18 protein-coding genes and 1 tRNA gene are annotated in these 21,940 nt (G+C 54.2%); 7 read left to right on the top strand and 12 right to left on the bottom strand.

The features are described 5' to 3' along the window. Positions 1–179 precede the first annotated feature (179 nt). Positions 180–2,453: a hypothetical protein gene (locus tag A9753_RS03080; protein WP_067779965.1), complete on the top strand. Its 2,274-nt coding sequence runs from the start codon at positions 180–182 to the stop codon at positions 2,451–2,453. Positions 2,454–2,472: 19 nt separating this feature from the next. Here the strand turns inward: A9753_RS03080 and A9753_RS03075 are convergent, their stop codons facing one another. Next, positions 2,473–3,321 carry a glycosyltransferase family 2 protein gene (locus A9753_RS03075; RefSeq protein WP_067779962.1) on the bottom strand — a complete coding sequence of 283 codons (849 nt, stop codon included), beginning with the start codon at positions 3,319–3,321 and terminating at the stop codon, positions 2,473–2,475. 295 nt (positions 3,322–3,616) lie between these two features. On the opposite strand from A9753_RS03075, the gene A9753_RS03070 reads away from it, so the two are divergent. After that, positions 3,617–5,290: a G5 domain-containing protein gene (locus A9753_RS03070; protein WP_067779959.1), complete on the top strand. Its 1,674-nt coding sequence runs from the start codon at positions 3,617–3,619 to the stop codon at positions 5,288–5,290. Positions 5,291–5,416: 126 nt separating this feature from the next. Here the strand turns inward: A9753_RS03070 and A9753_RS03065 are convergent, their stop codons facing one another. Next, positions 5,417–6,160, bottom strand: a complete 744-nt coding sequence (locus A9753_RS03065) for a hypothetical protein (RefSeq protein ID WP_067779956.1) — start codon at positions 6,158–6,160, stop codon at positions 5,417–5,419. A 3-nt stretch (positions 6,161–6,163) separates the two neighbouring features. After that, positions 6,164–7,138, bottom strand: coding sequence for a class 1b ribonucleoside-diphosphate reductase subunit beta (nrdF, locus tag A9753_RS03060; protein WP_067779953.1), 975 nt, complete (start codon positions 7,136–7,138; stop codon positions 6,164–6,166). Between the two features lie 157 nt (positions 7,139–7,295). Between nrdF and budA the strand changes: the two genes are divergently transcribed. After that, positions 7,296–8,018, top strand: coding sequence for an acetolactate decarboxylase (gene budA, locus A9753_RS03055; RefSeq protein ID WP_067779950.1), 723 nt, complete (start codon positions 7,296–7,298; stop codon positions 8,016–8,018). A 250-nt stretch (positions 8,019–8,268) separates the two neighbouring features. Here budA and nrdE read toward each other — a convergent pair whose 3' ends face one another. The 6 genes from nrdE to A9753_RS03025 all read right to left on the bottom strand — a co-directional run bounded on the left by nrdE (position 8,269) and on the right by A9753_RS03025 (position 14,684). After that, the gene (gene nrdE / locus A9753_RS03050; protein ID WP_067779946.1) at positions 8,269–10,425 is read right to left on the bottom strand and encodes a class 1b ribonucleoside-diphosphate reductase subunit alpha; all 2,157 of its coding nucleotides are present in this window, start codon (positions 10,423–10,425) and stop codon (positions 8,269–8,271) included. After that, a complete protein-coding gene (gene nrdI / locus A9753_RS03045; protein ID WP_067779943.1) occupies positions 10,410–10,811 on the bottom strand; it encodes a class Ib ribonucleoside-diphosphate reductase assembly flavoprotein NrdI in 402 nt (133 codons plus the stop codon). Before nrdI ends, nrdE begins: the two co-directional genes overlap by 16 nt. A 21-nt stretch (positions 10,812–10,832) precedes the next feature. Next, positions 10,833–11,078, bottom strand: a complete 246-nt coding sequence (gene nrdH, locus A9753_RS03040; protein ID WP_067780389.1) for a glutaredoxin-like protein NrdH — start codon at positions 11,076–11,078, stop codon at positions 10,833–10,835. Between the two features lie 644 nt (positions 11,079–11,722). Then, on the bottom strand, positions 11,723–13,096 hold the full coding sequence (locus tag A9753_RS03035; protein WP_067779940.1) for a uracil-xanthine permease family protein: 1,374 nt from the start codon (positions 13,094–13,096) through the stop codon (positions 11,723–11,725). A gap of 209 nt (positions 13,097–13,305) precedes the next feature. Continuing rightward, a complete protein-coding gene (locus A9753_RS03030) occupies positions 13,306–13,695 on the bottom strand; it encodes a DUF4190 domain-containing protein (RefSeq protein WP_067779937.1) in 390 nt (129 codons plus the stop codon). Between the two features lie 5 nt (positions 13,696–13,700). Beyond that, positions 13,701–14,684 (bottom strand): hypothetical protein, encoded by a 984-nt coding sequence (locus A9753_RS03025; RefSeq protein WP_067779934.1) that lies wholly within the window; start codon positions 14,682–14,684, stop codon positions 13,701–13,703. A 147-nt stretch (positions 14,685–14,831) separates the two neighbouring features. On the opposite strand from A9753_RS03025, the gene betT reads away from it, so the two are divergent. From betT to A9753_RS09755, 4 genes are all read left to right on the top strand, one after another. Further along, positions 14,832–16,892: a choline BCCT transporter BetT gene (gene betT / locus A9753_RS03020; protein WP_067779930.1), complete on the top strand. Its 2,061-nt coding sequence runs from the start codon at positions 14,832–14,834 to the stop codon at positions 16,890–16,892. Positions 16,893–17,341: 449 nt separating this feature from the next. Next, complete coding sequence (gene upp / locus A9753_RS03015) at positions 17,342–17,977, top strand: uracil phosphoribosyltransferase (protein WP_067779927.1); 636 nt, start codon at positions 17,342–17,344, stop codon at positions 17,975–17,977. Between the two features lie 111 nt (positions 17,978–18,088). After that, positions 18,089–18,520 (top strand): nucleoside deaminase, encoded by a 432-nt coding sequence (locus tag A9753_RS03010; protein WP_067779924.1) that lies wholly within the window; start codon positions 18,089–18,091, stop codon positions 18,518–18,520. 298 nt (positions 18,521–18,818) lie between these two features. Then, positions 18,819–18,907, top strand: a tRNA-Ser gene (locus A9753_RS09755). Positions 18,908–19,030: 123 nt separating this feature from the next. Here A9753_RS09755 and A9753_RS03005 read toward each other — a convergent pair. From A9753_RS03005 to A9753_RS02995, 3 genes are all read right to left on the bottom strand, one after another. Continuing rightward, positions 19,031–19,909 carry a MetQ/NlpA family ABC transporter substrate-binding protein gene (locus tag A9753_RS03005; protein ID WP_067779920.1) on the bottom strand — a complete coding sequence of 293 codons (879 nt, stop codon included), beginning with the start codon at positions 19,907–19,909 and terminating at the stop codon, positions 19,031–19,033. A gap of 168 nt (positions 19,910–20,077) precedes the next feature. Continuing rightward, positions 20,078–20,878 carry a methionine ABC transporter permease gene (locus A9753_RS03000; RefSeq protein WP_089024705.1) on the bottom strand — a complete coding sequence of 267 codons (801 nt, stop codon included), beginning with the start codon at positions 20,876–20,878 and terminating at the stop codon, positions 20,078–20,080. Continuing rightward, positions 20,875–21,873 (bottom strand): methionine ABC transporter ATP-binding protein, encoded by a 999-nt coding sequence (locus A9753_RS02995; RefSeq protein ID WP_083090263.1) that lies wholly within the window; start codon positions 21,871–21,873, stop codon positions 20,875–20,877. Before A9753_RS02995 ends, A9753_RS03000 begins: the two co-directional genes overlap by 4 nt. Positions 21,874–21,940 lie beyond the last annotated feature (67 nt).

The following is a 21,940-nucleotide window of genomic DNA, read 5'->3' as shown; positions in this document are numbered from 1 at the left end:
TCACCAACGACTGACGATCTAGAACGGTGTAGTTGTTCGCCGTCAATCATCACCACCGACAGCGAGTAAAGATAACTGTCCTTTTCCACAACACTGCACAGACCCCACCTTCACCACAGATGATGAGGCACTAGCCACGGCTGGTGCCTCATCACTGCGTCTACCCGTAATCTTGAGTTATGAACACAGCACGCCACCAGCACGTAGCCATAAGCCAGGCCAGCGTGTGGCGCGCATTGATCGCTCTTACGGCATTGTTCACGCTGATAGTTTTTGTTCTTCCCACTGCCGGCGCCCTGAGCACTTCGCAGAACAATTCACAGGGGTTAGCGCCTCGTACCGTCGTGGTGGTAGGTACAGCAAACCTGACTTGGGCTGATCTTCTTCAGGCTCAAAGCAGCAGCGATCCGGAAGTCAATCTGGCAGCGTTAGGAATTCTTCAGACTGCCGGTGAGGGTTATCCCGTATCCCTGGTCACTCGCACTACTCGGTCACTCACATGCCCCGCTGATGGATGGTTAACATTGGGGGCCGGTCAACGTGTCAATGGATCCGCCGATGATGGCAATTGCGATACATCATTGACATGGGAGTCCGCGCAGCATTTTGCTCATACTCAGCATTACCAAGCGACTGTGGGAAGCCTCGCCTCAACAGTCATCACTGAACATGGTGCACACGTCATCACAGTTGGTCCTCATGCATGGTTAGCCGGAAATAATTCCGCATCTTCAACTAACGTAGACTCCATTGACGAGGCATTCCGCGAGCGCACGGCAGTCAGCAATACTCCTGCGTTGATTTTAATAGATGCCACTCCTTCCTCATGTAGCGATAAAGGTTCGTGCTTTAACCACAGCGACGAAGTAATTGTTAAAACCTGGCAAGCGATCTCTCAAGTTACTAACGAGTTCAGTGAATACTCCCCCATGCTCGTGGTTGCTTCACTGTCAGACTCCGGTCGACTCTCACCGCAACTCGGCATTTTCTCGCCAGCCTTCGCTCATACACAAACTTCGCTTATCCCCGTAGGTTCGACAGACTTTGTAGGTCCGGGCACACACCAGAAAGGTTTGGTTCAAACCCGAAGTTTGTCTTCACTCATTACCGACACGTTCGCAGCCCCTGAACTTCCCGCACCTAGATCGCTGCCCGTTCTATCATGCGGTTCAAGTGAGAGCAGTTCATGTGAGAGCCTTATTCTCGGGCGCGATGCTGCTGAGCGTCTTCAAGATGAAGACCTTCATGCTCAGGCTTCACGTCTGGTAACTCTCCCTATCGCAATCGCTTTGATTATTGGCATTCTTATCACCACTACGATCAGTGCTTGTCTTCTACGAGGGAATTATCCTCAGACACGAGCGTTAGCGTTTACCGCATCGACATCAGCCGGATTTCCGCTCCTTCTTACACTGGGCAACAGTGTTCCGTGGTGGCGTTTAGGAGCACGGCCGAATGCTCCTGCTCCATGGCTTCCAGCAACCATCATTCTCGGAATACTCATCGTTTCTGCTCTCATTGCTACGATGCTCGTCACAGGAATCGCACGATTATCTATGGATGAACCTCGTGCCTGGCGGACTGTAGTTCTCGCCCTGGCTGCAACAGCAAGCGCGGTGGTGTTTATCGTCCCGGCTGTCAACCAACGCTTTGCTCTCAACGGCCTACTAGGAATGAACACCATCATCGCTGGACGATTCTTCGGGGTGTCCAATCCTGCTTTCGCTGTGGCGAGCGCCGGCCTCGTCATTGCCTTAACCATGTGGGCACTTGCTGCACCACCCTCATCTCGATGGGTGCACGCGCTAGGAATTGGAATTGTGGGCGCAGTGGCCATGTCCTTCGATGCGGCCCCCTCTGTCGGCGCCGATGTGGGCGGTGCCTTGGCTTTAGGAATCATTGTTCTGCTAGTCATGATGCAGACACTGCGCTGGCGCCTGACGATCCGCCGATTCCTCATTGTTACACTGAGCGCCTTCACTCTGGTCACCGCATTTGCTCTCTACGACGCCACCAGAGCAGTCGATTCACAAACTCACGCCGGTCATTTCATCACCAATCTCAGTAATGGTCAGAGCTTAGCCACATTGACTCGAAAGGTACGAGCACTAGTCGGACCCTTGATTGATTACTCATGGATTGGCCCTCTGATCCTTCTCGTCGTTGTGGTGATTGGAGTTCATCTATGGCAAAAAACCCACACGATTCTTGCCCTCTCCCAACAAAAACAAGGTCCTTATCCCCGCTTAGCGCTCGCACCCCACGGACGAACCTACCTCACGAATTGCTTCATCATGCTTGTCATTGAGGTTGCTCTCAACGACTCCGGCCTGCTGATGGTGGGATACGCACTATCAATGATGGTGCCGCTACTTTTGCTTGTCCTTACAAGTTCTCTGATGGACAAACGCACCGCATCTTCTTGCCTAGACGTCCTCAAAGAACATCAATGACGACGATCAAGAGGTATCTTTACCGCCTAGGCCGTGACGGCATACGGTAGACCTGCGGGGTGAATTCATGGGCCTGCTCAGGTGAAAGAGGGGCAGGAGCACCGATACCGGATCGGACAAGAGGGGTAAGCGCACAGCGGAGACTCAGGCCTTGGTGACGAAGGGTCCGGACAACAGCACAAGCCTGATCGGCACGGTGAAGAATCCCTTTCAAGTCTTTACCCGTCACACGGTGAGTCAACTCGCATGGAACTTCAAGAACCCTTGCACCGTAACGTAAAGCCGTGATCGTCATGGCTACTTCGATTCCCCACCCCTGCGCCATAGGCATGAGGTCACGATAGAGGCGAGCACGGATACAACGCTGACCAGACAGTGGAGCGATCGGCTGATAACCAGTAACTTCGTTAATGCCATGGCGAGCCAGGCGAACGACTCTTCCCTTACCGCCTGATCCTTCCTGCGGCGGCAACACAGCAATGGCGACGTCTGTCTGGTTATGACGAATTGCATCAACCAGGGGAGCACAATGGCGCGCAGAATCTTCAAGATCAGCGTCAATAAAAAGCAGGGCTAGATCGTCTAAGGCGCACCCCTGAATACGGGCACGTCGAAATGCTTCCTTTGCACCGGTATCCATGGCTTGAGCTTTGCCTTGGCAGATCGCATGAGATAAAACCTGTGCACCTGCCTCTCGTGCGCGCGTGACAGTGGAATCAGTAGAACCGTCATCAACCACGATGATGTGCTCAACGCCGTCAATCGCCGAAATTGCCATAAGCGTTGTAGTTATACGATCTTGCTCGTTATGCGCTGGAACCACGGCAATAATGTGGCGGGGCGGGGCGTCGGTTTCAGCGGAAAGCATGGAATATCCTGACAGTAAAATGCGAAAGCGGAGTATGCATCGAGGAGAACCTAAGACATAGGTGCGCACCCTAGACTGCCGATTCTAGGCCACACAAACGTACTGGTAGTCACTGAAGCCCATTATTCCGCCCTTCTAGCAATGACACTAATAGACGAATCCCACAACATTCCGATAGCATGACCGCAGAACTGTGCTCAGGGTTCCCGTCCTAAGCGCTTCGCTGTGCCGAGCACCCCGTTCGTCGCAATGCCCTTTCATATGTTCACGCGCAAGGATTTTTCAAGGAGCCACTGTGGCTAACCCTCCGCTTTCCATCCCGTCCGGGGGTGTTTTGCGTGGAATCGCGCTAGTGCCGGTTTTCGCTGTTGCTGCTGGCGCATCTATCTGGGCTTTAGATGCTCAGCAGAGTTCGTCACGCGTAGTACAGGACGGCCCTATCACTACCACGATTGACGCTCAGGCGGGCCCCTCAAATGACTCGCCTTCCGGGAATACATCGCCTGTTCAGGCTGTCGCTACCCCGTCTTCTCAGGCCGACAAACCTGCCGTACCCCAAGCCTTACCAACACCAAGTGTCATTACTAGCGCAACTCCCAATCAGGCCAAGCCTGTTCAGATTCCTATTCCTGCTGAGCGTGTAGGCGAAGTAGCCGGCCCGCCCCTCCACACCCCCACCATTCATACTCTTGCTGGCGCCGAACAGCCTAAAGTTCCGGCAATTGTTACTCCCGAAACACCTGCAACTCCAGCGACTGAAAAACCTACCTCTCCCGTAGTCGCGCCTGCTGTTAATGAACCTGCACCGATACCCGCACCAGCTCCTGAGGTTCCTCAGCCTCCAATCATTGCGGCTCCCCACGCTGTTCAGCCTTCTCACGCACCAGCCCCTGTGCGCCCTGTTCATCCCGAACCTGCGCCACTCGCTCCTGTGCGCCCCGCTCCAGCTCCTGCACCGGTGCCGCTTCCCTCGAAACCTTCTCAACCTTCTGACCAAGAGGCTCCCCACATCTCCAAACCGATTGACGTCGCTCCTATTTTTCCTGCCGAAACTACAGTTCCGATGATTAACGATCAGGCATCAGCCACTTCTGCGGATCCTGATCCGGTTCCTACCGTGGCCCCCGCGTATCCTCTGGCTCCGACTCCTGTACCAGCACCCACTCCTGTGGTCCCTAGTCCCGAGCCCACCACATCTGTAGCCGCCCTCGCCCCCAAACCGAGCACTCCCCCTTCACCTAAGCCCGCAGTGTCACCAAAGCCTTCCGTGATTCCTGCGCCTACACCAACGGTCAATCCCAACAACCCGGAACCCACGCCGAACGCGACACCAATCAAACCAGTTCCAAAGCCCACTAATCTGCCTGCTACTGCCCGACCAGTTCCGACCTTCACACCTGTGGCACCTGAGCCCACGCCCACCCCAACCGGGGGCGATGGCCCTGTCGCTCCTAATGGTGAAGTGATTACCTACGTGACCGACGACGAGAAGATTCCTGCTTTGACTAAGGTCATTGTCGAACCCACGTGGAAAGCGGGGGCCTTTGAACAAGTTCGCCCCGGCGAAGATGGCCTCAAACGCGTTATGCACAAGGTCGTTACACGCAACGGTGAGATCATCAGCACCACCCTAGTCAGCGAAACCATTCTCATTGAACCCACGCCTCAAATTATTCGCCGTGGCCCTAATCCCGCTGACCTCGATGACTCCGTCATTAGCGATGACATTCGCCCTAACTCTGGAACCAACGAGGATGCCGGCATCTGGGAACGTGGTGACGAGGACAATTACCCCCATGGTGATGATTTCGCCCCGGTAGACGGCAATGACGTCACTGATGAGGAAGACGAACCGGATAACACCCCAGTTCCCGTAATTGACGAATCACTACCAGTTAAGGAAGAAGAGCCTGGCAACGATAGTTTGCCTATCGCTGCGGCGGACTTCGCCACCATTGAAACCCGCTAATTACCTACCTGCGACGTGAGAGTTGCTCATTGAAGTGAGTGCACTGATGCTTTCTTACGAGTGCAGTGATGACGTTCAGACGATGAAATATTCAAACCGCCTGCTCTTAGTAGCACGTCCGCAGGTTCAGATAGTGGGAAGCATGGTCGCCAAGCCCAGAGCAAAAGGGAATCCAGGCTGGATTGCTGCGCGCACAACAGGCTGAGCAAGTTCCACCAGGGCCGCCGCATCAAGGGCCTGGGTTGACCGATCAATCAGCGATGAGTAAGGCCGCTGAATCATCAGCATATTCATGGCTCCATGCTTCTGAGCATCTTTCCACTCAGGAGCATCAACATCTAGTTGTGTGCCCACATCAAAAGTCATCATACCGTGAGCATCACTTGCTGCAGACATACTCACAATTGGCGCAGGGTCTTTTTCACGGGGAAATCGCAAATTAATAAGGCCCACTCCGTGGTCACGTGCTAAGCGAAGCATGATACGTGCGCAGTGAATAGCGAAGGAATTGGCATCAAATTCTTGCCCCATTGCCTCTTCATAGGTCATGGGCTCACGTAGAGAAATCCGACGTCCGTTGCCGTGATCTCCCAATGCTGCTTGAGCATGAGCATCAACTGCTCGGAGAATGAGCGTCATGCCGTTGTTAGTGAGTTCGGCAATTTCCCATCGCTCTGAGAATCCCGAAGGGAGAGGAGTCGCCCCTTCTTCCCAAGTCAGTAAGCCAATATTAACCAACTCATCGAAACGAATAGACTCGTCGCGTGAGGCATGCCAGGTAATGGTTCCGTCACTGTGCCACAGCGGAAGTACCCCATTAAAGGGGATGCCGCAACGGACCTGTTCGTTGTCAGGATAGGTCCATGTCATGAATCAGAAATCCCAGTCTTCGTCTTCTGTGGCCTCAGTGGTCCCAATAACGTAGGAAGAACCAGAACCGGAGAAAAAGTCATGGTTTTCTTCAGCACTGGGGCTTAGTGCTGCCAGGATTGCCGGGTTCACATCAGTAGCATCTGCGGGGAACATTGCTTCATACCCCAGGTTCATCAGGGCCTTGTTAGCGTTGTAGCGCAGGAACTTCTTGACGTCCTCGGTCAAACCGAGAGGATCGTAAAGATCTTCGGTGTACTGCTCTTCGTTGTCATAGAGTTCAAAGACGAGTTCGAAAGTGTAGTCCTTCAGTTCCTGACGACGCTCAGGAGTACTCTCCCTCTCGGCAAGTTGGTACTTGTAACCGATGTAATAACCATGGACTGCCTCGTCACGGATGATCAGGCGGATAAGGTCTGCGGTGTTGGTGAGTTTGGCATGGGCAGACCAGTACATGGGTGCATAGAAACCGGAGTAGAAGAGGAAGGACTCCAGCATGGTGGAGGCCACCTTGCGCTTAAGCGGATCATCACCACGGTAGTAGTCGAGGATGATCTTAGCCTTACGCTGCAGATGCTCGTTTTCTTCACTCCAGCGGAAAGCATCATCAATCTCAGGGGTTGAGAGCAGAGTGGAGAAGATGGAGGAATAAGAGCGCGCGTGAACGCTTTCCATGAAGGCAATGTTGGTGAGCACTGCTTCTTCGTGGGGGGTACGAGCGTCAGGAATAAGGGACACCGCACCGACAGTACCCTGAACAGTGTCGAGAAGGGTGAGTCCAGTGAAGACTCGGGATGTCATCAACTTTTCGGCTTCGTTCAGGGTGGCCCATGACTGGATATCGTTGGAGAGGGGTACCTTTTCAGGCAGCCAGAAGTTACCTGTGAGACGGTCCCATACTTCAAGGTCCTTATCATCAACGAGGCGGTTCCAGTTGATGGCCTGTACTCGGTCAATCAACTTGATCTTCTCTGGCATGGGGGTCCTCTCGTGGTGGTGACCGGCACCAAGCATGATGGCTTGGCACTTGCTCGTCCCATGCTATCGGGTTCACTGCCACGAGGTCATTTATCAGCACACCAGATCGTTATGATGATGCCTAACCCCGTTTCCCCACATAGTTAAGGTCCCTTGAATGCCTCAAGCTCGACACACGATTTACCAGTCCTCACTCATTAGTGCTCTTGCTCAAGGCATTTATGAAGATGACATGACTATTGGCGAACTCATGTCACATGGCAGTTTTGGTATCGGCACTTTCAATGGCCTTGATGGAGAAATGATCATTCTCGACGGCGTGTGCTACCAGTTACGTGGTAATGGTAGCGTTTCGCAGCCCTCATCTGATCATCGCACTCCTTATGCGGTGGTAACACATTTTGTGCCACGCTTGTCTTTTGTTGTCGATAAGCCAATGTCTCGTTCAGAATTCGCTGAACGGATGGATGAGCTTCTGCCTTCGGCAAACTACATGTATGCCTTAAAAATTACGGGGCTTTTTCAACGCATGTCGACTCGGACAGTAGTGAAGCAGGACAAGCCGTATCGCCCGATGATTGAGGCTACGCACAATGAACCTATTTTTCAGCGTCGCATGATTGACGGCACGGTGGTTGCTTTCCGCACCCCGATTTATGAGCAGAACATATCTGTTGCTGGCTGCCATGCGCATTTCTTGGCTGACTCGCATGATTTTGGCGGCCATATTATGGATTTTGACATTATGCAGGGCAGGGTTGAGGTTTGCCCTGCAACTGATTTTCATGTGCGCCTGCCGATGAATGATGCTTTTGAACAAGCCGATTTCACTCAAGATGCTTCGCAGGACATTGCCAAGGTTGAGCATCAGCCGCACTAATGTTGTGCTGTAGCATTTAGCACACCATCATTCTTCGTATTGACAAGGCTTCTTACTCTCCCTTGTTTTTCTTAAGACATCACGGAATATCGCTAGTTGTCGCATCATCGTAAGTTTTCTGCAAAACAACCGACAAAGATATTAGCCCCATAGATGTAGGGTCCCGGCCGCGCACTATGCGGCCGAGACCCTGGTGAATTTGTAATCAGCCGCCTGCAACCTTAGGTCATACAGGCGGAAGTGAATGCACTTAGAGCATGCAACTCACGCAGCCTTGAACCTCTGTTCCTTCAAGTGCCGCCTGGCGTAAACGCACATAGTAGATGGTCTTGATGCCCTTACGCCATGCGTAAATCTGTGCCTTATTCAGGTCACGGGTGGTAGCCGTATCAGAGAAGAAAAGTGTAAGACTCAAGCCCTGATCAACATGCTGTGTGGCTACAGCATAAGTATCAATGATCTTCTCGTATCCAATTTCATAGGCATCCTGATAGAAAGACAGGTTTTCGTTGGTCATGTAGGGCGCCGGGTAGTAGACGCGACCGATCTTTCCTTCTTTTCGGATTTCGATCTTAGAGACGATTGGGTGGATCGATGAAGTGGAATTGTTGATATAACTAATAGAGCCAGTAGGTGGTACAGCCTGGAGATTGCGATTGTAGAGACCAGTCGAGGCAATACGGTCAGCAAGTTCTGCCCAGTCCTGTCGGGTGGGGACGTGAAGGTTGTTGCGCTCGAAGATTTCCTTAACCTTGTCGGTGGTGGGAAGGAAGTCTTGTTCGCGATACTTCGTAAAGAACTTGCCGTTGGCGTAATCACTCTTTTCAAAGCCGACGAAAGATTCACCACGTTCAACAGCTAGTTCGTTAGAGGCGCTTAGTACGTGGAAGAGGACAGTGGCGAAGTAAACGTTAGTGAAATCCAAGGCTTCTTCACTGCCGTAGTAGATACTTTCGCGGGCAAGAAAGCCATGAAGGTTCATTTGTCCCAAACCAATGGCATGGGATTCGCTGTTACCTCGATCAATGGAGGGAACTGAATGCATATGTGTTTGGTCCGAGACCGCGGTTAGGCCACGCACCGCGGTACGAATGGTGCGAGCAAAGTCTGGCGATTCCATGGTCTTGGCGATATTAAGGGAGCCAAGGTTGCAGGAGATGTCCTTGCCGATGTGCTTGTAGGTGAGATCCTCATTGAGTTGGCTAGGTTCGGAAACCTGAAGAATTTCCGAGCACAGGTTGGACATAACCACCTTGCCATCGATGGGATTGGCACGGTTAACCGTATCCTCGAACATGACATAGGGGTAGCCGGATTCAAATTGGATTTCGGCGATGGTCTGGAAGAACTTACGAGCCTTAACCTTGGACTTACGGATTCGCGAGTCATCAACCATCTCGTGATATTTCTCCGAGACGCTGATCTCCGAGAAGGGGACACCGTAGACGCGTTCCACGTCATAGGGGGAGAAGAGGTACATGTCCTCGTTCTTCTTGGCCAGTTCAAAGGTGATATCAGGAATCACAACACCCAGCGAGAGAGTTTTGATGCGAATCTTTTCATCAGCGTTTTCGCGCTTAGTATCGAGGAATCGCATGATGTCCGGGTGGTGGGCGTGAAGATAAACCGCTCCAGCTCCCTGACGTGCGCCAAGTTGGTTAGCGTAAGAGAACGAATCCTCAAGAAGTTTCATCACGGGAACTATGCCACTGGACTGGTTTTCAATCCGCTTAATGGGAGCTCCCTGCTCACGCAGATTGGTTAGGAGCAATGCCACACCGCCGCCACGCTTAGACAACTGCAGCGCCGAATTGATGCCGCGGGAGATGGACTCCATATTGTCTTCAATGCGGACCAGGAAGCAGGATACGGGTTCGCCGCGCTGGGCTTTACCTTCATTAAGGAAAGTGGGGGTTGCGGGCTGGAAACGTCCAGTCATGATCTCATTGATGAGATCGATAGCCAGTTCCTCATTACCTTCCGCCAAGGCGAGGGCCACCATAGTGACGCGATCTTCAAAGCGTTCAAGGTAGCGCTTACCGTCGAAAGTCTTCAGGGTGTACGAGGTGTAGTACTTGAAGGCTCCGAGAAATGTTTCGAAGCGGAACCTGTGGCTGTAGGCGGTTTTAAACGCTACCTTTACAAATTCAGGACTGTAGCGGTCGAGTATGTCACGTTCGTAGTAGCCCTCTTCGACGAGGTATTCGAGTTTTTCCTCAATGTCATGGAAGAACACGGTGTTCTGGTTCACGTGCTGGAGGAAGTACTGGCGTGCTGCTTCATGATCAGCGTCAAACTGAATACGCCCCTGAGCGTCATACAGATTCAGTTTGGCGTTGAGGGCATGGTAATCAAGTTCCGGTGCGGGAGATGTTTCCAGTCCGGTATCGGTTAACGTGTCTGCCAAAACTGTTCCAATCCTTCTTTGACGCGGGTGACATCAGCGGGGGTTCCCAACAATTCGTAACGGTACAGCAAGGGAACCTGGAGTTTGTTGGAAATAATCTCACCGGCAAGCCCATAAGCCGTGCCGAAGTTAGTGTTTCCTGAAACGATCACACCACGACACAAACTGCGATTGTGTGGATCGTTAAGAAAACGGATGACTTGCTTAGGGACCGCCCCTTTAATTGCGCCACCACCATAAGTGGGAACAACGAGAACATACTCTTCATCAACCACGAGCGCAGGTTGAGAAGGTAGAAGGGGAATTCGTTGCGCGCGCATTCCGAGTTTCTGAATAAACCGGTGAGTATTTTCAGAAACGGATGAGAAATAGACGAGCAGTCCCATAGCAGTCGATTAGAACGATGCTCAGATTGCGACTGCTTCTGCCTGGGCGACGAGGGCCTTGATCTTGTCAGGGCGGAAACCAGACCAGTGATCGCCTCCGGCCATCACAACAGGAGCGGAAGTGTATCCGAGGGACTTGACCTGATCGAGAGCCTCAGCGTCAAGAGAAATGTCCACCGTGGTGTAAGACAGACCGTTTTTGTCGAGAGCGCGGTAGGTGGCCGTGCACTGTACGCAGTTGGGCTTGCTGTAGACGGTGATGGTCATCGAACTACCTTCCGGTGGTGGGTTGCCTACTGGAGAATCACCATCTTCAGTGAATTCCTCCGGTGTAACAACGCGGTTGTTATTTTCGGGAGGGCAGGAGATTCCTACCAGGCTCGACACTACCCCTAGGGGTGGATTTGCGCCACCACCCCAAGATGATGTGTTGACCCCACTCATGAACACCTCCTGCACTCTTCCTGTGGATAGGTTTCACAGACCTGTGGATTACATGTGTGTAATTCACAGAACCATGTATTTTTTGATGATCTCGAGAATAGAAAAAACTCCTCAAACACCCATCATCCATACCCCCGCTGACATTTATTCATGCGAGAAAAATGCTGGCCACATAGGTTGGTCCACAACATTCCACATCCCACCAGACCCTCTTCACACACAGTTGGGGATAAGTCAGGAAAAAATCAATATAGTGACCTCTGTCACATCTGCACTGTTAATGCATGCCCACAATCCCACATCAATACCCCATAACGCCGTGGTGGGCACCCAGCTCGTTGCTGGATGCCCACCACGGCGTTGCTCAGTTAAGTGCGACCAGAAAGACGTCTGTGCGCTCACACCAAACCATTCGGAAGACTCTCACCTTCCCATTCACCGCACACTCCAGGAGTGAGGGCAACTTATTAGTTGCTCTTGTGACGGGTGGCGTATGCCGGCGATTCAAGTTCCACGCCAGCGGGGGCTGATGCAGGAGAGGCCTCTTCGAGATTAGTTCCACGAAGTTTCGACAGGAAGCGCATGAGGTGGTAGATACCAATGGCTGCCACAGAACCCAAGGCAATACCAGCAAAGGACATCTGCCCAACAGTCCAGGTGAAGTTGGCGATGGCAATCACCATAGCCACAGCCGCCGTATTGAGGTTGACCGGATCAGAGAAGTCAACCTTGTTCTGAACCCAGATGCGCACGCCGAGCATACCGATCATGCCGTAGAGAACAGTTGCTGCACCACCGAGCACGCCAGCGGGAATAGTGGCGATAAGGGCACCGAACTTAGGTAGCAAACTCAGGGACAATGCGGTCACCGCAGCCACCACGTAAGCGGCGGTGGAGTAGACACGGGTGGCCGCCATCACGCCAATATTCTCAGCGTAGGTGGTAGTACCAGAACCACCGCCAGCACCGGCGAGCATAGTGGACAAGCCATCGGCGAAAAGTGCGCGGCCGGTAACATCATCGAGATTCTCGTCGGTCATGGCAGCCACGGATTTGACGTGACCGACGTTCTCGGCGACGAGCACGAGAACCACAGGAACGAACAGGCCGAGCAAACTGAAGTCAAAAGCAGGACCACGGAAGTGAGGCATACCCACCCATGCAGCATCGTTCATAGCGGAAAAGTCCACTTCACCACGAATGACTGCTGTGGCATAACCAATGAGCACACCAATAAGGATGGACAGACGACCAATGATCCCCTTAAACAACACGGTGACCAAGAGGATAGAGGCAATAGTGACCACAGCGGTGACAGGGGCGACCTTGACGTTGTTCCATGCAGCGGGAGCAAGGTTAAAGCCGATCAAGGAGACGATAGCGCCGGTCACAATAGGAGGCATCAGACGGTCAATCCAATGCGATCCAGCAAAGTGAACAACAATACCGACCAAGGCAAGGCTAGCGCCCGCAGCAATGATGCCACCTTGAGCCAAGGAAGCCTTGTGTTCATCGATCAATCCACCGCCACCGGCAACATAACCCGTCACAGCACCAATAGGAGCAATGAGTGCAAAAGAGCTGCCTAGATAACTAGGCAGCCGACCTGCTGTAATACCAAGGAAAAGAAGTGTTCCCACACCCGTAAAGAAAAGGGTTGTAGATGGAGAAAAGCCCGTGAGCAAAGGAACCAAGAAGGTGGCGCCAAACATAGCAACAACGTGCTGAATACCAATACCAATGGTGCGAGGCCATGTGAGGCGCTCGGAGGGGAGAACAACGTCTCCGGGTTGAATCGTTTTGCCGTCTCCGTGCAGAGTCCAGCCGCGGACATTCGCCATCTGCGTCTCCTAGTTCAGGGGATTTCCGTGGTTAACAGCGAATCAGGCATAAAAAAACCGGCGTTCACTGCCGGGATATCAGCATACAGGCTTATTCTGCGATTGCGCCAGTAAAAAATTACGATTCTCATCACTGCTATGAATAGATATACCAAACACAGTCACCCAACACACTTTCCTCGTAAGAAAGTCTCAAGAAACCAACACTTCTACCCCAACAGCGACAACAGGGGGAAAGAAAACTTCACAAGGATAAAGGTCCATACAAAGATGACCGTAGTCATAGCGCCAATCACCATTCCTGCTAGCGCAGACGTCTGTTCCGCGCCGTGATGTGGAGTGCGCCTGATATACGCAATAATCCCAAGAACGAGGGCGACGATTCCTAAGGGCCACATCAGCACACTTACAATCCCGAAGATCAAAGCAAGCCGAGCCAACACTGGCACGCCCGATTTAGGCGCTTGATACCCGGGAGTAGAAAAAACCTCAGCGGGATTGATTGTCTCCGTACCAGGGAAGACAAAACCTTCGGGAACTAATCGAGTGGAGTCCCCTTGCGGATTCGCAGTGAAGTGGGTAGGCGGAGGATTTGTCATCGCTCTTATCGTGCCCGATCGCTAGCAAATCGGGAATCATTCTTGAGGAGGAATTCACTCAGCCCTTCAAGGATGGTGGTCACACGATGATCCACGGGAATGGTCAAACCTGAACCGTTGATTGGTGTCGATGTGCCTGTGCCCACCACATCTGCTCGACGAACACGTCGCCCTCCTCGATGGGGAGTAGGAGTACTTGCCGACGGCGTTGGCACACTTCCAGCCTCATCATCTCGCCCGCGCACTCCAGTATCTTCGGCCAATTGAAGTCCCTGCGCAGGAATCACGCTGTCCACTACTGCCAGCAGAAGAACAGGAACTCCAGCACTCATGAGGGTCAGCGCCTGAGGAAGACCATCATGAATAACAATGTCTGCTCCCATAGAGATCAGTACACGCGATTCTGCGTGGCCGGGTTTAACGGCTCCTGCCCACAAAGCGGCAATAACATCCGGTCCAGCAGCATGAGTGTGTTGGGCGGCGCGGCGGATAGCCTTGTTCCATTCCACGCTGTGAAGGTTGATATCAGTGGGAACCATATGTGGGGCGAGCATCAAGTGGTCAGCCACAGGCAGGATGCTGCCGATAGGAGCTTCTCCTAGAGAGGTTGCTCGCACGACGATCACCGCAGCATCTGGCTGGCCGGCTGCGGCGAGACGAGGAATGGCGTTAACGCGACGCACGGCTTTACCTTCATAGGCGGTGGTGAAGCCTTGGGCAATGAGGTAGGTCAATCCGTCTCGCTCATAAGAGCGCAGTTGATCGCAGTGGCCGGGCGCAGTAGGGGCACTGACTCCAGGAAGGAATGAGGAGCGGATGGAGGATTCGGGGGTTCCCCACGCTTCGAAGAGGTCAATGAGGAAGGTGTGCTCACTCATGACGAGCATGTTGTGACGGGCTCGACCTGTGGCAATGAGGAGAGATGCTCCCGCAGGATCGTCATCCCATGAAGAGGGAGTGGAAAGAGTGGTAGCTCCAGGTGTGGTCACGAACTTCTCCTCTGCGCTATCCACGTTGAGCACACCACAGCGGTGCGCCGTAAATCACGACATTTTGCATGTTCCACGCCAATTATGACATGGTCTAAAAGTTCCATGTTTGAAAAATTATTGAGAATAATTCTCAGAAAGGGTGTTATGGGAGCCCCCACTTCCACTCAAGAACATACGGTTATTAACCTACCTGTTCTCATCTTCTCAGCAGTAACCGTCATGATTGTTGCCGGTGTAGCAATTGTGGCGCCCGACCAAGTCTCCAATGCATTCTCCACCGCAGTGAACTGGACCGGCAACTGGTTTGGTTCCTTCTACATCGCCATGTCGACCGCCATTTTGGCTTTCGTCGTCATCCTCGCGCTCAGCCGCTACGGCACAGTGAGACTTGGCCCCAATAACGCGACCCCAGACTTTTCCACTTTCTCTTGGGCAGCCATGCTCTTCGCAGCAGGTGTGGGCACCGGCATCATGTTCTACGCCGTGGCAGAACCCGTTGCCCAGTACATCGCACCTCCTAACGCCCCAGGTGAAACGCTCCAAGCAGCCCGTATGAGCGTGGTTTATACGATGTTCCACTACGGAATCACCGGATGGGGCATGTATGCACTAGTCGGCATGGCACTGGGTTACTTCGCCTACCGCCACCGCTATCCGCTAGCCGTACGCTCCACTTTGCGTCCCCTCCTCGGCTCCCGCCTCGACGGTTGGGTTGGCGATGTAGTCGACGCGGCCGCACTCCTCGGCGGTGTTTTCGGTATTGCCGCTTCTCTCGGTGTGGGCGTGGTCCAGCTCAACGTTGGCCTGTCCCTTATGCTCGGACTCCCCCAAGCCACCTCCACCCAGATTGGCCTCATCACCTTAAGTGTCATCATGGCCATCGTCTCAGCTGTCTCCGGTGTGGAAAAGGGCGTACGCATCCTGTCCAACATCAACGTGCTGCTCGCCGTAGGACTAGCTCTATGGGTACTGGTGACTGGTAACACCGCATTCCTCTTTGACGCCCTAGTCACCAACGTGGGCGATTTCATCCACCAATTCCCCGAACTGACTCTCGAAACATACGCTTACAACCGCCCCACCGCATGGCTAAACTCCTGGACCCTATTCTTCTGGGCATGGTGGATTACTTGGGCTGCCTTCGTGGGTATGTTCCTGGCACGCATTTCTCGTGGCCGCACCATCCGCCAGTTCGTTCTTGGCGCCCTGGTACTTCCTTTCTCCTACGTAACCATGTGGGTATCCATCTTCGGTAACAGCGCCCTAGACCTCATCTTTAACGGTGATAAGCAGTTCGCCGAAGTGACTGTCTCATCTCCCGAACAGGGCCTGTACTCTCTGCTTGAACGATTCCCAGCCGGCACCATGCTCGTGGCCGTCAGCCTCTTCGTCGGGATCCTCTTCTATGTAACTAGCGCAGATTCCGGCGCCCTAGTGATGGCAAATCTGTGTATCCGCGTAGGTTCCACCCACCGCGATGCTCCCGGCTGGCTACGCGTTTTCTGGGCCGCACTGACCGGCGTACTCACCATCGCCATGCTCGTGGCTGGCGGCATTCCGATTCTTCAGCAAGCAACGATCGTGATGGCTTTACCCTTCTCCTTCGTGCTCCTGCTTATCATGGCCTGCCTCTACAAGGCTTTATACACTGAAGATTCTCGGGCTGCTGCACGCTCCCACATTGCCCGCACCTCCGTTATTGGCCGTTCTGGCTCCGCTGGCTCACTGGGCAAGATCTCCTGGCGTGACCGCCTGAGCCAAACTTTCGACGTGGTCTCCCCCGCTCGCGCCATCCAGGCGCTGGACAAGCGCGTAGTGCCCGCCCTTGAAGCAGTGGCCGACGAACTTCGCAGCGAATCCTTGACCGCCACCGTGGTGCGCGAAGATGACAGTGCCCAGGATCCCGACGACGAGCGCCCCTTCCTTGGACGTGTCACTCTCACCGTAGGCGAAGAGGATCCCGACGCCGGCCTCAAACCTTTCCGCTACATCGTGCGTGCGGTCCAGGCTCCCGTCCCCACCTACTACGGTGCCGTGGTTCAGGACTCCGATGACGTCACTACCCGACTCGAAGTACGTCCCACCGGCGGCGGCCAAGGCTACGACGTGATGGGATGGAGCAGCGACCAGGTTGCTCACGACGTGCTTGACCATTATGAGCGTTGGCATGAATTTATGACCATGGCTGAAACTATCGAAGCTTAAGGGTCATACCTTTAGTGTTCATGGAGCGTGATCCATGAACCCGTGGGGGGGGTGAGGCGGCTTTGCCGCCTCCCCCCCCCTTATTGACACAAGCACCGCATTGTTCCCTTTCCACGCATGGCCACTGCTTCCGCCACGCCCACCCCTACCGATCTTCCTGCTTCTCCTGAGAGGACAAATACCAAGGAACTTCTCCTAAGTTCCCACTACACACGGACGCTCCGCGCGTTCCCCGGAGGGCAAACACCAAGGAACTTCTCCTAGCCTCCCATCGAATGATTCCCCCTAGCACTGAAGAAGAGCGATTACACCTTCACCTTCGACAATGCGCTAAGTGCCTAAGATGACGCCGTGATGTACGGCCTCAAATAACCGACTAGTGACGAAAAAATGAAAGAAATCATGCTGTCGATGCGCTGCGAACAGAGATGACGTAATACCCTTAACCCATGCGCCTTCATGTAGCTGATCACCCACTTATCGACCACAAGCTTTCTGTCCTTCGCGATGAGAACACTCCCTCCGCAGTGTTCCGTCAGTTGGTTGACGAACTCGTCACCCTCCTGGCCTACGAAGCCACCCGCGAGGTTGCCACCGAAGAAGTCACCATCAAGACCCCCGTAGCCGAGGCATCCTGCCGTCGCATCGCCAGCCCCCGTCCAATCCTCGTCCCCATCCTGCGTGCAGGCCTAGGCATGCTTGACGGAATGACCCGTCTCCTGCCCACCGCCGAAGTCGGCTTCCTTGGCATGAAGCGTGATGAGGACACCCTCGAAGTAGAAACCTACGCCAACCGTCTCCCTCAGGACCTTTCGGGACGCCAGTGCTTCATCGTTGATCCGATGCTCGCCACCGGTCACACCCTCATCGCCGCCATCGACTACCTGCTTGAGCGTGGCGCCCGTGACGTAACTGCCATCTGCCTCATCGCCGCCCCCGAGGGCCTGGCGACCGTTGATAAGCATGTTGGCCACCGAGCCAATGTCACCATTGTGACCGCTGGGGTTGACGAAAAGCTCAACGAGGATGCCTACATCGTTCCCGGTCTGGGTGATGCTGGCGACCGCCTCTACGGCATCGTCTAAGTTTCTTTACGCTTCTCTACCACCCGGTTTTCAACTCTTCCCGTGGATTCCTCTGCGATTACCCTATCTTTCCCCTCCCACCCCCCTGTCCCTCCACTGTGGGATCAGGCGATGGAGCGTGCCATTGAGGCAGGAACAGAAGCAGGTAATCGTGGAGAAATTCCCGTTGGTGCAGTGGTCCTTGCCCCAGAAGGGCAAATCATCGCTATTGAAGGCAATCGACGCGAAGAGTTGAAAGATCCCAGCGCGCACGCTGAGATTCGTGCCTTGCGTGCTGCTAGTGCTGCGTTAGATTCCAGCCACTGCGATGGATGCACTCTCGTCGTAACGCTTGAACCTTGCACTATGTGCGCAGGTGCCATTCAATTAGCTCGAATCAAACAAGTTGTTTTTGGCGCCTGGGAACCCAAAACTGGCGCATGCGGTTCTCAACGTGACGTGCTTCGTGATCAGCGGGCAACACATCAGGTCCAGGTGCGCGGAGGAGTACGCAAAGCACAGTGCGAAGCGCTTCTCAAAGGTTTCTTTGCTGCCCTGCGGTAGGTAGAAGCAGGTAGTTAAGGCATATCGCGTTGGTTCCCTGCGCAAGCACCTGGCGTGTGCGAGAAAGAAGACTGATCGCGTCAATATCTGACATTGCTTCCCGTGCTGGACGAATGCCATGAATGAGGAAAAAGACCACTCTTGTCAACGTCTTCATATCGATTCCTAGCGAGGATGACTGCCGTGAGACTGGCCTCATCGCTGGGGAATCATTTGAGAAAGTTAAGATTCTCCACGTATTGTTGTCCAGCAAGGTAGCCGCGTGCGGCTCCTGGCATCAGTGAGTTCCACTCACCGAGGTAGCGTGTCCGAGCGGCCGAAGGTGCAGATCTCGAAAGTCTGTGTGGTTCATAGCCACCCTGGGTTCGAATCCCAGCGCTACCGCCACCATTACGTGTGGGGCCCGATTCCTAAAGGAATCGGGCCCCACACGTCTTTGGTTATGCATGTCATCTTTTGAGGCTCGCCCCATAGGTGACACTGCTTAGCCTTGCGGCCAAGAGAAAAAGATCAGAAGGCAGGAATAACGCTTCCATCGGTCCACGTTTCCTCAATGAACTTCTTCACATCATCACTGTTAAGCAGTTCAGCAAGTTTGAGAAGGTACTCGTTGTTCTTGTCAGCTTCACGAACGACGAGTTCATTAGCGTAGGGGCTATCAACGCCGGGCTCAATAAAGAGAGCATCCTTAGAGGGGATTTTGCCTGCTTCGATAGCGAAGTTGCCGTTAATCACGGCGGCAGCCACGTCGTCGAGCGCGCGGGGGGTCTGTGCACCTTCAACAAGAGTGAATTTGAGGTTCTTGGGGTTCTCGGTGATGTCGGTTTCGCTGGGCAGTTCAGCGGCGTCATCAAGTTTGATTAAACCTGCGGACTGCAGGAGGAGCAGTGCACGTGCAGTGTTAGCCGGATCGTTATTCAGGGCGATTTCGCTACCTTCAGGGATCGCCTCAACGGAGTCGTACTTGTTGGAGTACAGGCCGAGGGGCTCAACGTGTACGTCAGCAATGGAAACGAAAGCGAAGCCGTTGTCCTTAATCTGCTGCTTGAGGTAGTTAGGAGTCTGGAAGAAGTTAGCGGCAAGGGAGCCGTCATCCAGGGCAGTGTTGGGGGTGACGTAGTCGCTGATTTCCTTGATGTCGAGGCTGATTCCTGCTGCTTCAGCAAGATTATCCTGGACAAACTGGAGGATCTTGGCGTGGGGAACGGGAGAGCAGCCTACGGCGATGGTAACGAGATCACCGTTCTTGGTTTCACCGTCGACGAGTGCGTCGGGGGCGGAGGGAGTATCGGCTGCCTTGTCGTCGGAGGAGCCGCAGGCTGCGAGGGTAAGGGCGGTGGCTGCGACGAGGCCTGCGGCAAAGGTGCGGCGGGAGATGGAGGTGCTCATGTGAGGGCTTTCCTTTCACTTGCCCGGTGTGGGCTTGGGGGGGATTATGGGGTAGCAGTAACTCTGAGTGTGGTTCATGGTTGTAGGCATAGTTCACCCATCATGTGGGTTAACTTGCGTTGGTAATGGCCGCCGATATGGGCTTTTCCCGTACTCCGACTCGTAGGTTTAGCGGTGGTCTACGAGCCGGCTAAACATGTCGCCAACGGCTTGGATAATAGCCACGATAATGACGATAAGAACCACGGTGATGACCATGACGTCTGTCTGGTAGCGCATATATCCGTACTGGACTGCGAGGTCACCGAGGCCTCCACCGCCAACGGTTCCTGCCATAGCGGAGTAGCCAAGCAGGGTGATGACGGTAACTGTGGCGCTCTGGATAAGGGTGGGTAAGGCTTCACGCACAAGGACGCCCCAGGTGATTTGACTGGAGGAGGCGCCCATCATAAGTGCTGCTTCGACTTTCCCTGCGTCAACCGCGTTGACTGCGCTTTCAACGAGGCGTGCGTAAAAGGGGATTGCTCCGATGGTCAGGGGGACAACTGCTGCCTGCCATCCCAGCGAGGTGCCGACGAGAAGTCGAGTCAAGGGGATGATGGCCACCATGAGGATGATGAAGGGCAGTGAACGTCCAATGTTGACGATCATGGAGAGGAACTTGTTGGCCACGGCGTTAGGGTGAAGGCCTCGCGAGCCGGTGCTGACAAGCGCAAGCCCTAAAGGTAGGCCAAATAGAACAGTGAGGAACCCAGAGAAGAAGGTCATCTCGAGAGTTTCGATAGTGGCAGGCCACAGTTTGAGTTTGATGGCCTTATTGTTGAACCACTCATTGTCGCCGGTCGGCAGATGCCCAATGAAGGTTGACGCTGTGTGCTGGGCGTCGCCCGCTGCACTCTGGACCAGTGCGGTTACCTGGTGCAAAGCGGTGGGGTCCACCTGAGTGAGGAGGGTTGCCAGGGTGCTCATGCGCGGTCTCCTCTCAGGTGTGCTGCGGCGCCCGCGTCATGAAGTGCTGCGATAGCGGCGTCGACATGGTCCGATGGGACAGTTACGGCGAGGCGACCGATCTGTGCTCCGCGGATAGTTTCGAAAACTCCGGCTGCCACGTCTCCGCCGTGCTGGGCGGCGATAGAAAGAATATGGGCTGCGGCAGGCTGCCCAGGGTGGGCGGTGATGGCAACGTCAATGACGTGGCCTCCGGCGTCTAGAATGTCGGCCGGAACGGCGGGAACAGGGACCAGTTCATGGGAGAGGCGAGAGTCAACATCGCTCACGACCTGGTCGATGGGACCACCTTCAACGATACGACCTGCTTCGAGCAGGGAAACGGAATCGCAGATGGAGCGGACCACGCCCATTTCGTGGGTGATGATCACGATGGTCACGCCGAGTTGGTCACGGACATTCGCAATCAGTTCAAGGATTGAGCGTGTGGTTTCAGGATCGAGGGCACTCGTGGGTTCGTCACACAGGAGTACTGCCGGGTCATCGGCAAGAGCTCGAGCGATACCAACGCGCTGCTTCTGGCCGCCGGAGAGTTGTGCGGGGTAGGACTCACCGCGTTCACTTAGGCCAACCAGGTCGAGCATACGAGTGACGGTTTCTCGACGATTACCCTTTTTCACACCAGCAAGCGCCAAGGGATAGGCGATGTTCTGAGCTGCGGTGCGGGAGTCTAGGAGGTTGGCATGCTGAAACACCATGCCGATACGGCGGCGAGCTTCACGCAGGTCCTTACTAGACAGGGCTGCCATATCTTTGCCGTCAACGCGGATGGAGCCTGAGGTGGGACGTTCTAGGCTAGTTAGGCAGCGAACGAGTGTGGATTTTCCGGCACCGGAGGTTCCGACGATTCCGTGGATGTGTCCGGCAGGAATGTCCAGGCTAAGACCGTCCAACGCACGCACTTCGGATCCGTCACGCAGGGTATAGACCTTGGTGACATCCTTCAGGGAAATCATAGGGGTAGCGCTAGCGTGCTGTGCTTCTTGCGCCTTGGTCTGGGTGGGCGTAGTGCTCACGAGTTCA

It is taken from the genome of Actinomyces vulturis, from assembly GCF_001687305.1.
GTDB lineage: Bacteria > Actinomycetota > Actinomycetes > Actinomycetales > Actinomycetaceae > Actinomyces > Actinomyces vulturis.
The sequence above is the reverse complement of the archived record's forward strand: the minus strand, read 5'-3'. Positions and strand labels throughout refer to the sequence as shown.